The sequence below is a fragment of the Roseibium porphyridii genome, assembly GCF_026191725.2.
Taxonomy (GTDB): Bacteria; Pseudomonadota; Alphaproteobacteria; order Rhizobiales; family Stappiaceae; genus Roseibium; species Roseibium porphyridii.
The window spans coordinates 5,649,974-5,665,425 of sequence record NZ_CP120863.1; the positions used below are offsets into that span (position 1 = coordinate 5,649,974).

Genomic DNA, 15,452 nt, shown 5'->3' on the forward strand with positions numbered 1-15,452 from the left:
GCTCCTTGCGCGCTCAGCCTGTCGATGCGCCTTTTGCTCTGACCCTGTTCGATCGAAATTCAGAACGCATTTACGACCTGTGTCCCCGTGCCGAAGCTGCGGGTCTCAACCGCGGCATGACGCTTGTTCATGCGCGCAGCTTCTGTCCCGGACTTCTGACCCGTCCGGCTGATCCTGTGACCGATCAGCGTTTCCTCCGCCTGCTGGCCCGGTGGGCGGTGCGTTACTGCCCCTGGGTCGGTCTTGACGGTCGGGACGGACTTTTTCTCGACATAACCGGATCGGCGCATTTGCTTGGCGGAGAGGCTCCGCTTCTGGACGACATAAAAAGCCGCCTGATCCGCGCCGGCCTGACCGCAAGGCTTGGCCTAGCTGGCACACCGGGCACAGCGTGGGCCATGTCCCACTTTGCCGAAGGCATTGCTGACGATGGTGAGAACCTTGCCCGTATCGGCCCACTGCCACTCTCTGCCCTGCGCCTGCCCGATCAGACCTGCACCAGCCTTGAGCGCCTCGGCATAGCAACCGTGTCGGAGCTCTATAATCTGCCACGGGCAACCGTTGCCAGACGTTACGATCCGGAGGTTCTGCGCCGCCTTGACCAGGCGCTCGGCGATATCCCGGAACAGATCTCACCCCTGAAGGACGAGATCAGCTTTGCCGTACGCATCACCCTGCCTGACCCGATCGGGCTTCTGGATGATGTCATGGCAGCGGCCCGGCGATTGATCGATCATCTGTGTGCCCGCTTGGACATTGCCCAGAAGGGCGCGCGCATGCTCAAGATCACCTTCCGCAGAGTGGATCAGGAGAACCAGTCGGTAGAACTGAAGCTTGCCCGGCCGATGCGGGATGGCGACCGCATACTTGCACTTTTCGAGCGGGGCGTCAGCGCCGTCGATGCGGGATACGGCATCGACATGATCCGGTTGGAAGCGGTGGAGGTCGAAGAGCTCGGCATGCGCCAGCTGGACCGGGCCGAAGGCCGGGAAAAGGACAGTCTGGCGGATCTCATCACCCAGCTCGGCAACAGGGTTGGCCTGGAGAATATCCAGCGGTTTCACCCCGTCGACAGTCATATTCCCGAACGCAGCTTCAAACTGGTCCCGGCAGCCTATTCCAGCCCGGCGCCTGCCTGGCCTGCCCAACGTCCACGCCCCTTGCGTCTGTTTCCCCCAGAACCGATTTCAGGGGTCGGGTTCGAGCCGCCGCGCCGCTTCCGCTGGCGGGGCCGGTCCCTGAGCACCGCAGAGGCTGAGGGGCCGGAACGGATCACACCGGCGTGGTGGGAAAACGATCAGGACTGGGCGCATGGCCTGCGCGACTACTGGCGCGTGGCCACTTTCCAGGGCCAGCGCCTGTGGTTGTTCCACACGCCGCAACACCCGGCCTGGTTCGTGCAAGGGGAGTTCGGCTGATGACCGCACCGATCCTTGCCGACGCCGTCTTTCCCGAACCGGCCCGCTATGCGGAGCTGTGCGTCACATCCAATTTTTCCTTTTTGCGCGGAGCTTCCCACCCGGAGGAACTGGTAACGCGCGCCGCAGCCCTGGGGCTGGACGCAATTGCCATTACCGACCGCAATTCACTGGCAGGCGTGGTGCGTGCCTTTTCCGCACTCAAGGAGATCCGGCGGACAGCGGAGGAAGGTATCCAGATCCGGTCCCATTCGCAGATCGATTCCTCCTCCCGGCAGGAGACCAACACCACACCACCGCTCGCCGTCGCACTTGCCAAAAGGCTGCCACGGCTGATTGTCGGAGCACGGCTGGTGCTGCAGGACAGCCCTGTGGAATGGGTGGCCCTGCCAACGGACCGCACTGCCTATGAACGGCTCAGCCAGCTTCTGACACTTGGCAAGCGCCGAGCCGAAAAGGGTGACTGCCACCTGAACCATGCCGACCTTCTGGCGGCCGTGGCCGGCCTGATCCTGATTGCCCTGCCCCGGCCTTCCATGACGGCATGTGCCTCACAGGCCGATATTTGCAAGACGGCACGTGCGCATATCCGCGCGCTGCGCCAGGAAGCGCCCGGCCATATTTTTCTGGGAGCGGCGCCGCGCTATGACGGCACCGACCAGGCCTGGTTCCGCACCTGTGCCCAGGCGGCCCATTCACTGGCAGCACCCATGATCGCCGTCGGTGACGTGCTGATGCATCACGCCGGGCGGCGACGGCTGGCCGATGTCCTGACATGCCTGCGGGAAGGCTGCACCATCGATCAGATCGGAACAAAGGCTCTGCCCAATGGCGAACGGCGGCTGAAGGCGCCCGAAGATATGGCTCGGCTTTACCGTCACCATCCGGCGGCGTTGCGCCGAACCCTTGAAATCGCCACACGCTGCAGCTTTGACCTTGCCGAACTTTCCTACGAGTACCCGGATGAGATCGCGGATGGCGAAAGTCCGCAGGAACGGCTGGAACGGCTCACTTACAAGGGCCTTCAAAACCGCTATCCGGCCGGCGTACCCGAGCACGCCAGGGCACTTGCGGAAAAGGAACTGAAGCTGATCCGGAAGCTTGATTTCCCTGCCTATTTCCTGACCGTTCACGACATCATCCAGTTTGCCCGCAGCCGTCATATCCTTTGCCAGGGACGCGGTTCGGCCGCCAATTCGATCATCTGTTATGCGCTTGGCATTACCGATGTGGGACCGGAGACAATCACCATGGTCTCCGAACGGTTCATTTCCGAACACCGCGGCGAGCCGCCGGATATCGACGTCGATTTCGAGCATGAACGCCGGGAAGAGGTGATCCAGTATGTTTATGAAAAATACGGTCGTCACCGTGCCGGGCTCTGCGCCACGGTGATCCATTTCCGGACCCGCGCCGCGATCCGCGAGGTGGGCAAGGTCATGGGGTTGAACGCGGATGTCACAGCCGCCCTTTCCGGCCAGATCTGGGGCAGCTCCAATTCCGGGCCGGAAGAAACGCGGATGAAGGAGATCGGTCTTGATCTGAGCAATCCGCGCATTTGCCAGACGATCGAGCTGATCAAGGAGATCATCGGTTTTCCGCGTCACCTCAGCCAGCATGTCGGCGGCTTTGTGATCACGCAGGGACGCCTAGACGCGCTTTGCCCGATCGAGAATGCCGCCATGGAAAACCGGACCGTCATTGAATGGGACAAGGACGATATCGACGCCCTCGGCATCCTGAAGGTAGACATGCTCAGTCTCGGCATGCTGACCTGCATTCGCAAATGTTTCGAGCTGCTCGACACGCACCACGGACGGCAGTTGACCCTCGGCTCGGTGCCGCAAGGCGATACGACAACCTATGACATGCTGTGCAAGGCCGATGCGATCGGCGTTTTCCAGGTGGAAAGCCGGGCGCAGATGAACTTTTTGCCGCGCATGCGTCCCCGTGAATTCTACGATCTTGTCATTGAAGTTGCGATTGTCCGGCCTGGCCCGATCCAGGGTGGCATGGTGCATCCCTATATCAACCGGCGTCAGGGCAAGGAAAAGATCAGCTTCCCCTCCAAAGCGCTGGAAGAGGTTCTGGGCAAGACGCTCGGCGTGCCGCTTTTTCAGGAACAGGCGATGCAGATCGCCGTGGTTGCCGCCGGCTTCACACCGTCGGAAGCCGACAAGCTGCGCCGGTCCATGGCCACGTTCCGGCGTATGGGCACAATCGGCCAGCTGAAGGACAAGTTCATTTCCGGCATGCTGGAACGTGGCTATGAGCTGGAGTTTGCCCAGAACTGTTTCAGCCAGATCGAGGGGTTCGGCGAATACGGCTTTCCGGAAAGCCACGCAGCCGCCTTTGCCATGCTCGCTTATGTCTCGGCCTATCTGAAATGTCATTTCCCGGCTGAATTCGCCTGCGCATTGCTCAACTCCCAGCCGATGGGTTTTTATGCCCCGGCACAGATCGTGCGCGATGCCCGCGAGCACCAGGTGGAGGTGCGCCCCATTTGCGTCAACACCAGCGCCTGGGACAACACGCTGGAGCGGCGTAGCGATGGTGCGCTCGCCCTGAGACTGGGCTTCCGTCAGATCAAGGGACTTCGCGAAGAGGACGCCGACTGGATCGTTGCCGCGCGCGGCAACGGCTATCCGGACACCGAAACCCTGTGGCTTCGAACCGGCGTGCCGCCCGCGACGCTGGAGCGTCTGGCCGAGGCCGACGCCTTTTCCGGCATGGGCCTCAGCCGTCGGGCCGCACTCTGGCAGGTAAAGACAATCCGCAGCCCCAAACCACTGCCCCTCTTCAACGACCCGATCGACGGCGAGGCGATCTTCGAACCGGATGTGCTGCTGCCGGCCATGCATCTGGGCCAAGAGGTGGTGGAGGATTATCTGTCGACCCGTCTGACACTGCGCGCTCATCCGATGGAGTTGCTGCGCCCGCATATTCCACGCCTGACCCCGCATGACCGGTTGCCCGTGCTCTCCCCCCGCGAGGCGCGTCATGTTTCGGTCTGCGGCCTCGTCATCACCCGCCAGCGCCCAGGCACGGCTTCAGGTGTGATCTTCTTGACGCTGGAGGACGAAACGGGTGTTTCCAACGTGGTCGTCTGGCCGAAAATGTATGAAAAATATCGCGCCGCCGTCATCGGCGGGCGGCTCTTGAAAGTAACTGGCCGTCTGGAGCGCGAAGGCATTGTCGTCCATCTGATCGCTGATCATATCGAAGACCGCTCCCGTGATCTCGCTCTTCTCGGCCATCCCAGTGACAATGCGCTGGGGCAAACGACACCCAAAACCGACGACGTGCCTGCGCACCTCAAATCAGACGCACCAAAACCAAGAGCCATGCACCCGCGCGACCAGGCCAAACGCCTGTTTCCGAGCCGGGATTTTCACTAAGACACGCTTGCAAAGACCCACCATCCAAGCCTGTACCAACGCACTCTTCAGGCTTGATTGACAGTTGAAACTGGCATTTATTATACACTGTATAAAAATGGAGAGTTGAATGCCAACCGGACACACAATGATGGCCATGAGCCTGGATGGTTTCGTCGCGCGAAAAGACCACACGCTCGACTGGTTGATGAAGCTCGACACTGAAGGTGAAGAGCACGGATTTGCCGAATTTCAAGAGGGCATCGATGTCATCGTCATGGGTACAGGCTCGTTCAGAACGGTTCTGAGCTTCGGTGAATGGCCCTATCAAAAACCGGTGGTGGTTCTGAGCAGAACCATGCGCGAAGAGGACATTCCCGACCACATAAAGGGCAAGGTTGAATTCAGCCAATTGTCACCTGACGAACTGATGTCTCATCTGGGTGAGCGTGGCATATCGCGGGTCTATGTCGACGGAGGCGCAATCATCCATTCATTCCTGCGTGCCGGCCACATCGCCGATATGAGAGTTGCGGTAGCACCCGTACTCATTGGCGACGGCATTCGCATGTTTGGAGACCTAACCAAGGACATTGATCTGTTTCTTGAAGAGGTGAGCCAGTTCCAGTCCGGCCTGGTCCAAATGCGGTACAGGGTGATCTGACAATGGTCCGGAAAAAGACCCCGGGTCGCCCGTCAAAAGGGGCTGCTGCGTTGTCCAGAAAACATATCATTGCCGTTGCAGCGCCGCTCCTGCAGCAAAAAGGTCTCGAAGCTGTGTCATTTCGGCGTTTGGCGGAAAACCTCGGCGTGAGTGCGATGGCAATCAAATACCATATGGGCAGCCAGCGGGAGCTGCTGTTCGCATTGGTAGAGCACAGTTTCAGGGACACGTTGGGCACGATCAAAGGAAAAAGTCCTGCCGAGCGTCTCCGCCATGTGCTTTCCATGTACTGTACCCGTGCCCTGGAACACCCGAATGCAGTCCGTTGCATCCTGAACGACGCTTCGCTCATGAGTCAGGAAATCGTTGAGATTACTGAAGAAATAAGAAAATGCACTCAACTCTTGAACGATGGCGACCCGAAGGACGTCATGCTCAACCTGCTGGTAGATTACACGCACGGTTTCGTCTTTTCAGCGGTCGCAACTGGCTCCGACACTTGCCTCACGCAGGAAGACTACCTGCGCAGCATCGACTGGACGCTATCACTGTGCCGGGACCGGAAGATTTCGACACCATCTTCAAGCCGGCACTACTGAGTTGAAATGCGATGATAGATCAAAGGGCGATCGTCATCGGTGGCACCGAAGCGGACGATGCCCGTCTGTTCATCGCGAACCAGGAACCTGTCCCTGATGTCGAAGAGCTCACCGCCTTCGCAAACTGCGCGTGAATTGAAACGGTGAAGCTTGCCCTCGTCGGTCAGACGACCTTCTGCCACAATCCAGCCTTTTCCGTTTTCGCAAAGAGAGAACACCGAAGGAACCACACGGATATCAAACTCGCCCGGCTCCTTGATAGCAATCGACAAATAGTCAATGGAGCCATCGAGAGCATCAAGTCCCTTGTAGAGCCCCACCCAATCCGCATCGTCCGCTAAAGCGGAACCGGTCAGAACAGTCAGCCCTAGAAAGGCGGAGGTGAGCAATCGATTGAACATGTTTCAATCCCTTCGTGCGTCTCAATTGCGATCACGATAGTCGGTGACCACGAAGAAAATCACGGATTGCAACAATCCGTCAAAACATCCGCTAAGGCCTTGAAGAACAGGTGCCAGGCCTTTCCGTCTGCGAGCGATACATCGCATGCAAAAAAGTATTGCTATCTGCTGGCATTTCATTGGCGTGTGACTTATGAGTGAGCAAATGCTCATTATTGTCTTGAAAGGCTCGTCATGCGCGCTTCATCCATCCTGCTTTCCATAGCGCTTCTCTTCAACTTGGCTTATCCGGCTGCCGCGCAGCTGACTGAAGCGCAAATCCGCAACGGTTTCAAAGACCACGCGGCGATGGCCCAGTATTATCGTTGGTATCAATATTACGAGCGCCCGGATGGCGGCGTTGCCAACGCGCTGGATATCCTCAGCAAGGACGTGACGATCACGTCCGGTCTGGGCACCGCGAACGGTCAAGAGGAATACAAGGAACGCGTGGCAAAGCTTCCGGCAACCTGGAAGAACGCACACCATGTTCAATCTGCCGAGATCACCCACGGCGAGGATGGCAAACTGACGCTTGCCGCGAAGATCATCTATCAGAACCAGGGCATGCTTCCCGATGGGGCCGTTCGACAGGCCGACCTGAGTTACACCGTTGAAATGGTGCCTGGCGAAGATGTGCTTCCGCTTCTATCCAATGTTCTGATCGAACAGGACAGCGATACCACCGTCAAAAGCTTTCAAGATGCCTATGCCGAGAACCGGCTGCGCAGCCTTGTTCACTATTGGCTCGCCCTGATCGAGGACCCCTCTCGCAACCCGGAGCCCGTTCAAGAAATTCTTGCAGATGACTTCTCACTGAATTTCTCAAGTGGTGCCATCACCGACTTTGACGGTTTCAAAGCTTGGCTTGCCGGTCCTGCGTCGCAGGTCGCTGCCAGCACTCACGTCATTTCCAACTTCGCGGTCGAAGATCTTGGTGCGGAAGACTACGCGATCACGATGGATTTCGATTGGGCAGGCATAACGCCTGATGGTGTCGAACTCATCGCCAAGACACGCCATACCTGGCGAGCAACCAACGACGTAGAAGAACGGTTTGCACGCATAAAATCCGTCGATGTGGAAGTGCTCGAACCCTTTCGACCACGTGGAAACTGATCTCGCCAAACAGTGCGGATTGCCAAAAGAGGGCCCGTGTGAAAAAGGTCTGATACATGGACTGTCGGACCTGTCGACGTCCTAGACAAATCGAACCCGGGCTTTCTATTGTGCCGGTATGACAACCGAGCAGTACCCCAAGATAACCAGCAGCCGCATTCGTGCGGTCATGGCTCCCCTGGCACTCCCGCACAAGACGGCATCCGGCACACTGGAAGCTGCCCCCTTGGTCCTGATCGACATATCCAGGAATGACGGGATCACCGGATCGGCGTATCTGTTTTCCTATACGCCGGTCGCACTTGAACCGCTTGCCCTTTTGACCAAGAACCTGATCAATGGCCTTGTAGGCGAGAGTTCGGACCCAGCAACCGTGAATGCGCTGCTTGATCAACGCGCCCGGTTGCTCGGAAATCAGGGCCTGCTGGCAATGGCAATCAGCGGTATCGACATGGCGCTGTGGGACGCCGACGCCAAGCGGGCGGAGAAGCCCTTGTGCAAGTTGCTGGGCCAAGGATGCAAACCCGTCCGCGTTTATGACAGCCTTGGCCAGATGCCACCGGAGGAGACTGCCCGCGAAGTCGAAGCGTCTCATGAACGCGGGTTTCGCGCATTCAAGATCAAGGCCGGACACCCTGATCCACAAGTTGATGCTGCCGTTGTGCGCGCGATCCGAAACGTCGCCGGCAACGATGTCTGGATCGCGGCGGACTTCAATCAGGCGTTCGATGTCGACGAAGCCATCCAGCGCATGAAGATACTCGACGATGAAGGCCTTGCCTGGATCGAGGAACCGGTTCATGCCACCGACTATCTGGGGCATGCCGTTGTTCGCTCCAACATCCGCACACCCGTTCAAACAGGTGAAAACTGGTGGGGAATTGCCGATATGCAAAAGTCGGTTGCCGCGAAGGCTTCAGACTTTGCGATGCCGGATGCCATGAAAATCGGCGGCGTGACCGGTTGGCGCCGGGCAAGCCAACTTGCACAAGATGCATCGTTGCCGGTTGCAAGCCATCTGTTTGTCGAGATCTCGTCCCATCTTCTGAACGCGACGCCAACCGCCATGATCCTGGAATGGTTCGACATTGCCGGAACGCTTGTCGCGAACACGCCCACCATCCGAGACGGCCATGCGCTCCCGTCTTCGGAGCCGGGCATCGGCATTATTTGGGACGAGTACGCTATTTCGAGCATTTCAGGGTAGCGCGCATTGCCTGTTAAAGCTGCAAGACCGACTTCACGGATCCTGCGCTGCTGAACGACCAGTCGATCGGCTGGTTTTCCAGAAGATAGATAATGGAATTGTCGGGCTTTAAACCAATATCGCCGAGACGCTGCCTGACATCGCGGTAAAGCGCTTCTTTCTGATCGTCTGTGCGTCCGCCAAGCAGCGCGATCTCGATAATGATTGTTTCGTCCGGGTCACGTAAGCCCAAAAATGAAGGATGAAGAATAACGTCTTGCGGCGGGTAGCGCGTCACAAGGCAGAAAAAGTCGTCCGGGTTCACCGCACACGTTTCCACCAGACTGTCATGAAGTAACCGATTGATGCTGTGGCAGATCGTTGACGGCAGTTCCTGCGGGACGTGGATTTTATTCATCGGCATCTGAGCCCCTTCCTCTTTGATTGAAGTTCTAGGTCACGTTATTCTTGATTTTTTGTTGGAAATAGATCGATTCTAGCAAAGATAAATTGCCTGAAAGTTTGGAATGGCCACACATCTAGCACCCGAAATTGCAACATTCGTGCGCGTAATTGACCTGGGATCATTTGCTTCGGTCGCCGACGAACGGGGACTGACATCTTCCGGTATATCCCGCACTGTTTCGAGGCTTGAAGCATCACTGGGGTTCAAGCTGTTACACCGGTCAACCAGGCGCTTGACATTGACACCGGAAGGCGAAGTGTTTCTTCGACATGCACGCAACATTCTTGCAATGCTCGAAGCGGCAAGGTCGGACATTTCAAAGGAAACCGAATTCGCCCGCGGCCACCTGAAAATCAACAGCGGCTCAGCTTTCGCCCATCACAAGCTGGCACCGATCCTGCCCACATTTAACGAGGTTTATCCAGATATCACGGTCGAAGTCTCAATCGACGATCGACGTGTGGACCCCTTTGCTGAGCATTCCGACATCACGATCCGTGTTGGCGCCTTGACCGATAGCGATCTCGTTGCTGTCCGACTGGGAACCGTATCAAGGGTGATCGCGGCCAGCCCCGCCTATCTGAAAAAACACGGGCAACCGACTTCAGCGGCGGACTTGCTTTCGCACAATTGCCTGCTTTTAAGGGGCTTCCCTCACCAATCGGTGTGGCCGTTCCGGGAAAATGGCGAACTGATCGACATTGAAGTTGCCGGTACCTTCACCTCAGACAGTGCAGAAATGCTGCTGCAGGCGGCAATTGCGGGTCTCGGGATCGTGAGGTTGGGAGACTTTCTGGGAGAAGAAGCTCTCAAGTCCGGCAAATTGTTTCCAATTCTTCGCGCAAGTCACATCGAAAATGCACAAGCTATTACCGCTCTGATGCCACCGGGACGCCAGTCCCTTCCGCGCGTCCGGGCGATGCTAGATTTCCTGAAGGCGAAAACCTGATGTCTTCCGATCTTGTGCAGTCAGAACTCCTTGCGCGTTAGAATTCGTCGGCAAGCGCCTCCAGCCTGTCCCGATCCTTGATGACCAGCCAGCCATCTCGCAGCGAAATCAGGCCGGCTTTTTGCCATTTGCCGAGGCAGCGATTGACGCTTTCACGCGTGTTGCCAATCATGCTTGCCAGTTCCGACTGGGATTGGGAAAGCTTTTGAAGCGGACGGTCGCTTGACCCTGGAGCTGTTGTCGTCAACCTGAGCAGAAGCTTGGAGAGGCGCACTTGCGTATCCAAAAACGCGACCTCGATCATACGCTCGTCGGACCGGCGCACGCGTTGACACAGAAGTTCGATCAAACGGATCGAGAGTGTTGGATTTCGGCTCAGGACGTCCAGGAACGACCGGCGTTCAAGCACCACAAGCGCACAATTTGTGAGCGCATCGACATTTGCCGAACGTCCGCCTCCGTCCAGCATCGCAATCTCTCCAAAGACCTCGCCGGTCTGCAGGTCATTCAAGGTTATGTCCCTGTCGCCGGGTGTCATCATCGAAACGCGTACGGAGCCTTCGGCGATCGCCATCATGCTCATGCCAGGTTCGCCCATGGCGAATATTTTCTGCCCCGCCTCATAACGCTTCACATAAGAAAACTCAGCCAGTTCCTTTCTGGCATGGCTGTCAAGCGCTTCAAAAACAAAGCTTTTACCGAGCAGCTTTTCCTTGTTAAATTCGTTAGATGCATTCATGGTTTTTTTCTCAAAGGGCATGATGCGCACGACATTTCTGGGAATGTCCGTGACTTGTTGAACGACAGCTCTAGGTGCCTTTGGGCAAATTGGAGCACGACTTGAACGTTCCATTTAGGACATCGATGATGAAAAAGTATGTCACTCTAGCCCTATTCTCCATTCTAATTGCTCTCACAAGTACTTTTTCAAACGCACAATCTCTGATTGGGTGTACGCGGACAGACTTGGCTGACCCCGCCCGGGTTGTCTATCAGTGTCAGGGTGGTGTCGTACTGGAAGCAGAGGCAGCAGCAGCCCTCGGGGTGATCAAATCAGACCCTGATCAACGCCCTTCCGAGGTTGAGGTCGATTCCGATGCCGTTCTGATCGAGGTTGCCCCTGCAGGTGGTCCTTTTCAAATTCGCACACCACACGCGATCGCTGCGGTCAGAGGCACGGTCTATGTTGTCGATGTTACTGCAGAAGGTACATCCGTCTTTGTCAGCGAAGGCGAGGTCGCAGTTTTCCGCGAAGCCGGCGGTGACGAGGTGACGTTGACCGCTGGTGACGGTGTTGATGTTCGAAACGGCGAACCGCTTGTGGTTCGGCAATGGCCTGAACGGCGGGTACGTGCATTGCTCAATCGCTTTGGCCGATGAAGCCGAAGCTTTCCCGATGGATCTTGCTGACTGCACTTGCCGCCGGACTGATTTGGTCGGGTCTGCTTGCCTTTATTCATCTGACCGGAAGCGCAAGCATCCTCGACCGGTTTGAAACAGTTTTTCTTGATCTGAAGATTGTCGTTGCGGGCGAACGATCCCCACCCTCCGAAGTGGTAATCGTTGCCATTGACGATCAGACCGTAAGCAGAGAAGGGCAATTTCCATTGCCACGAAACCGGCTGGCCGACCTCATCGGCGCGATTGAGGCAGCCGGAGCAAAGGCGATTGCAATCGACATCCTGCTGCCAACCACATCAGACAGTTCGCATGACACCGATCTGGGTGAAGCCCTCAAGAACTTTCCCTCCGTCATCGCTGCGGTTGGCAGCCTCGAAGATGCGCTGCCGCTTGAGAGCAGCGTTCCTGTTGTTGAAACCGTAATGGTGCCCGCAGCACGCGTCTCCAGGTTTTCAGAAACGGGATTGGCCAATATCGTCACCGACACCGGGGGCACGCCGCGCCATATTCCGCATCTTTTTTTGACACCCGAAGGTTTGAAGCCATCCTTCAGCTTGCAGGCATACAGCCAGTTCAAAGGCGAGCCTCATACCTTTGCAGCAAACGGAGTGCGCATCGGGGAACAATTCAGAGCGACCGACCTTGGATGGCACATGCCCCTCAATTACTATGGTCCGGCAGGCACAATCCCGACGCTCAGCGCTACGGTACTTATGGAGAACGGTTCAACTCCCGAGGTGCGCCTGCGGGACAGGCTGGTCGTCCTCGGCGTCACAGCGACCGCGGTCGGAGACCGGTTCAGCACACCGTTTGATCCCGTCTTGCCTGGGGTTGAAATCCAGGCGACAGGGCTTGCCAACCTTCTCGATCAAAGCGCTCTCATACGGGGGCCTGAGACCAGAAGCCTCGATGGTTTGGCCGCTGTCAGTATTACACTTCTCGGCCTTCTCGCGGTCGCTTATTTCTCGTTGGCTCAGGCCTCGTTCATCTATTTGGTACTTCTGACCGTGTGGCTGGTCTTCACAGCGGCAGCATTTACGCACGGGCACTGGCTCAACAGCGCCCTGCCCTTGGCAGCAAGCCTACCGCCTGTTGCCGGACTGATCTTTGTACGTCAAATCTCGGACCGCAGATGGGCCCGGCAACACCAGATCGCACAGCAGGAGCTTGCCAGGTTTCATGCACCAAAACTGGCAGAACGCATTGCCGGGGATCCCGCGTTTCTCCTGAAGCCCAGGGAACAGATGGTTGCAGTTCTGTTCATCGACCTGTCTGGATATACGGGTCTTAGCGAACAGCTGGGGCCTGCCGCAACCCGGGACTTCCTGAAAGAATTCCATACGGTCGTCGTCAATGTCGCGTCCGCAAATAGTGGTGTTGTCCTTGATTTCATGGGCGACGGTGCGATGCTCGGATTCGGCATCCCGGATCCGGCCTCAAGCGATCCTTTGAATGCCTGCAGGTGCGCTTTTCAGCTCGTCGAACAGGTGCACGACTGGCTCGCGTTTAAATCGTCAATGTCGAAAGGGTGCCGGCTCCGTGTCGGCGGGCATGTCGGGCAAGCTGTTCTTTCCCGCCTCGGACACGAACAGCAACAGCAGATCACCGCGACAGGTGATTGTGTGAACGTGGCCAGTCGGTTGCTGGAAGTGGCGAAACATCATGGCGCTCTGGTTGCGCTCTCGTCCGACCTCATTGCAGCCGCGGAGAATATTTCTCCAAAGTCTCTGACGGTACCAAGGCGCGAAACGGAGGACATTCGAGGCCGGCAAAAATCGCTCAACGTCGGCCTCTGGAAATCACACGAAGTCCTGCTGAGTTCCAAACGGCTTTGAGTGTCCAGTCAATGCGTCGACAGCCGTGCAGTATGTTCCTCATCAAGGCCAGGCTGGAGACTTGCCTGTTGCCGGGCCGGTCGAACCGATGACACTCACAGCATCCGGAAGAGCGTCCGATCCTTCCTGATCGTATGATGAAACACCACGGCGCCAATGTGCAGCACAAACAGGACAAGCAGGATATAGGCGCTCCATTCATGAATGGCAGACAGTGTCCAGGCAATATCCGGGCTCTTGCCTATCGGGCTCCAGATCTGAACCAGACCAAACCATTTCAGCGGAAACCCGTGAGCATTGGTCGCCAGAAACCCGGATAAGGGCATGATGATCAGGAAAAGATAGAAAAGGCCGTGAACCGAGGCCGCAGCATATCGTTCGATAGCAGGCCCCTCGTTCTCAATAGGTTTTGTCAAAAGCTTGTTGCCAACCCGGATAAGCATCAGCCACAGAACGATGAAGCCAAAGCTTTCGTGCAGCAGGTAGAATGCGGATACGACATCCTTTTTTGCGAACCCAATCATAAGGCCGAGGGGCCACGTGATAAGAACCAATACGGCGACGGACCAATGCAGAAGCCGCGTAACTGAACCATATCGCGCGAAGGGGTGAACGGGCTCTCCTCCGCCTTGAGAGGTTTCTTTGAAAGAAATGCTGTCTGTCACGGGTGTCTCCAACGGTCCTATGAGCTGCTTCTATTGAGGGCTCAAGTTCAATTTAATGCAAGGTTCGGCGGATGTGTTTCCACTGCACGGCAGTCAAGCCGGTCCGCCAGGGTGGGCTCTGCATCGACGAGATCAGACGTAGGCCTGAATGGGATTTCCGACATGCGGCATGCCATGGATCTGCGGCTGATCTGCACGAAAACCGAAGGCGTCCCGTTCATCGAACAAAAACTCGGACAAGTTCTCCATGATGCGGGCTCTTGCGCCCGGCACGTGAAACCTCAAGTTTCGCAATCCACGAACGTAATCGGGAAAAACCGGGTCGCGCGCACCTAATGGACGACGGAAGGCCAGCTGCCTGTCGCCGAAGACGGGCTTATAGCCAAATATGGAAAGCCCAATCAGTTCGCGTGCCAGGACACGCGGAATGTTTTGCCGTGTGTCCCAGAACATTCGCAAATTCCAGCTAATGAATTTTTTCCAACAAAGCTTCTTGAACTCAGGCGTGTTCCGGACGAAACCCGCCGGCACATTGCCAAATCGCGCGTATTGCTGCTCCAACTCCCGCAATTCATTGCCAAGGGTTGCCTCACATTCACGCCAGAGACCGCGTTCATAGGGCTCAAGCGTTATGACAAACTCATGGTTTGCAGTTGCACCCCCGACGATCAGAGCGTCGTTGAGAAGTGGCGTCCAACGATCTTCACTCAAGATACTGCCCAGCCCGCAAACCGGCACAACGTCCCTGGTCGGGAGACGGGTGTTCACTGGCAAGTCCGCGTCGTTTACTTCCTCGCGCGCTGCTTGTGCAGCGTCGGCCAGTCTTGCTGTTTCCCTTTCCTGAATGCCGTTGGCAGCAGTAAGGCCGAAATTCATGATCAGGTTTCTAGCCTTGCGGATTTCGGTACCACCGAGCAGCACCAATCTCAGCTGATTTTGGCCCGTCGCCCGATACAGCCTGTAAGCTGCCCGGATGTACATTGTCATGGCAAGATCTCTGTCCCAGGACGGCGGAATGAAGCGACCCACCCAGGCGTTATCTTGCCGGTAGATGTTTTTGACGGCTTGGACTTCTCTGTTGAATGTCTGGAAATTCATCAGCGGCATGGGTCTTTCCTCCCGATTTGTCCCGAAGGAGCGGTTCCGATACCTGCAAGATGGTGGAAAGCAATGCGAATGCCCTGTGACCGAGAACACTTCACATCTCGGGAAATGAGAGAAAAGTCTCGAGAACATCCGTCGGGTCGGTCAGTCGTGCTCAAAACCGCGGTAAGTGCCGGATCGATGGATTTTCCGACAACCTGAAAAAGGCTCGAAGTGCTTCAAACCACAT

Annotated in this window: 14 protein-coding genes; 9 read left to right on the forward strand and 5 right to left on the reverse strand. The window is 56.9% G+C overall.

All coding sequences use genetic code 11. The features are described 5' to 3' along the window. Nucleotides 1–5: 5 nt before the first annotated feature. The 4 genes from K1718_RS26070 (at nt 6) to K1718_RS26085 (ending at nt 6,058) form a co-directional block, all read left to right on the forward strand. The gene (locus K1718_RS26070) at nt 6–1,418 is read left to right on the forward strand and encodes a Y-family DNA polymerase (protein ID WP_265680305.1); all 1,413 of its coding nucleotides are present in this window, start codon (nt 6–8) and stop codon (nt 1,416–1,418) included. After that, a complete protein-coding gene (locus tag K1718_RS26075; RefSeq protein WP_265680304.1) occupies nt 1,418–4,816 on the forward strand; it encodes an error-prone DNA polymerase in 3,399 nt (1,132 codons plus the stop codon). The genes K1718_RS26070 and K1718_RS26075 overlap by 1 nt, the downstream gene beginning before the upstream one ends. A gap of 109 nt (nt 4,817–4,925) precedes the next feature. Then, the gene (locus tag K1718_RS26080; RefSeq protein ID WP_265680303.1) at nt 4,926–5,459 is read left to right on the forward strand and encodes a dihydrofolate reductase family protein; all 534 of its coding nucleotides are present in this window, start codon (nt 4,926–4,928) and stop codon (nt 5,457–5,459) included. A gap of 2 nt (nt 5,460–5,461) precedes the next feature. Beyond that, a complete protein-coding gene (locus K1718_RS26085) occupies nt 5,462–6,058 on the forward strand; it encodes a TetR/AcrR family transcriptional regulator (RefSeq protein ID WP_265680302.1) in 597 nt (198 codons plus the stop codon). Here the strand turns inward: K1718_RS26085 and K1718_RS26090 are convergent. Beyond that, nucleotides 6,052–6,459 carry a hypothetical protein gene (locus tag K1718_RS26090; protein ID WP_265680301.1) on the reverse strand — a complete coding sequence of 136 codons (408 nt, stop codon included), beginning with the start codon at nt 6,457–6,459 and terminating at the stop codon, nt 6,052–6,054. The genes K1718_RS26085 and K1718_RS26090 overlap by 7 nt on opposite strands. 234 nt (nt 6,460–6,693) lie before the next feature. Here K1718_RS26090 and K1718_RS26095 point away from each other — a divergent pair, with 234 nt between their 5' ends. Continuing rightward, nucleotides 6,694–7,617, forward strand: a complete 924-nt coding sequence (locus K1718_RS26095; protein ID WP_265680300.1) for a hypothetical protein — start codon at nt 6,694–6,696, stop codon at nt 7,615–7,617. A 118-nt stretch (nt 7,618–7,735) separates the two neighbouring features. Beyond that, nucleotides 7,736–8,824 (forward strand): enolase C-terminal domain-like protein, encoded by a 1,089-nt coding sequence (locus tag K1718_RS26100; protein WP_265680299.1) that lies wholly within the window; start codon nt 7,736–7,738, stop codon nt 8,822–8,824. Between the two features lie 13 nt (nt 8,825–8,837). Here the strand turns inward: K1718_RS26100 and K1718_RS26105 are convergent, their stop codons facing one another. Further along, nucleotides 8,838–9,227, reverse strand: a complete 390-nt coding sequence (locus tag K1718_RS26105) for a tautomerase family protein (RefSeq protein WP_152503852.1) — start codon at nt 9,225–9,227, stop codon at nt 8,838–8,840. Nucleotides 9,228–9,330: 103 nt separating this feature from the next. Here K1718_RS26105 and K1718_RS26110 point away from each other — a divergent pair, with 103 nt between their 5' ends. Beyond that, a complete protein-coding gene (locus tag K1718_RS26110) occupies nt 9,331–10,218 on the forward strand; it encodes a LysR family transcriptional regulator (protein WP_152503853.1) in 888 nt (295 codons plus the stop codon). 37 nt (nt 10,219–10,255) lie between these two features. Here the strand turns inward: K1718_RS26110 and K1718_RS26115 are convergent, their stop codons facing one another. Beyond that, nucleotides 10,256–10,957, reverse strand: a complete 702-nt coding sequence (locus tag K1718_RS26115) for a Crp/Fnr family transcriptional regulator (RefSeq protein WP_152503854.1) — start codon at nt 10,955–10,957, stop codon at nt 10,256–10,258. 227 nt (nt 10,958–11,184) lie between these two features. Between K1718_RS26115 and K1718_RS26120 the strand changes: the two genes are divergently transcribed. Both K1718_RS26120 and K1718_RS26125 read left to right on the forward strand, forming a co-directional pair. Next, on the forward strand, nt 11,185–11,598 hold the full coding sequence (locus K1718_RS26120) for a FecR family protein (protein ID WP_265680298.1): 414 nt from the start codon (nt 11,185–11,187) through the stop codon (nt 11,596–11,598). Further along, nucleotides 11,595–13,454 (forward strand): CHASE2 domain-containing protein, encoded by a 1,860-nt coding sequence (locus tag K1718_RS26125; RefSeq protein ID WP_265680297.1) that lies wholly within the window; start codon nt 11,595–11,597, stop codon nt 13,452–13,454. Before K1718_RS26120 ends, K1718_RS26125 begins: the two co-directional genes overlap by 4 nt. A 95-nt stretch (nt 13,455–13,549) precedes the next feature. Here the strand turns inward: K1718_RS26125 and K1718_RS26130 are convergent, their stop codons facing one another. Together K1718_RS26130 and K1718_RS26135 are read right to left on the reverse strand one after the other, a co-directional pair. Then, complete coding sequence (locus K1718_RS26130; RefSeq protein ID WP_247649309.1) at nt 13,550–14,119, reverse strand: cytochrome b; 570 nt, start codon at nt 14,117–14,119, stop codon at nt 13,550–13,552. 132 nt (nt 14,120–14,251) lie between these two features. After that, complete coding sequence (locus tag K1718_RS26135) at nt 14,252–15,226, reverse strand: hypothetical protein (protein ID WP_152503856.1); 975 nt, start codon at nt 15,224–15,226, stop codon at nt 14,252–14,254. Nucleotides 15,227–15,452: the final 226 nt, after the last annotated feature.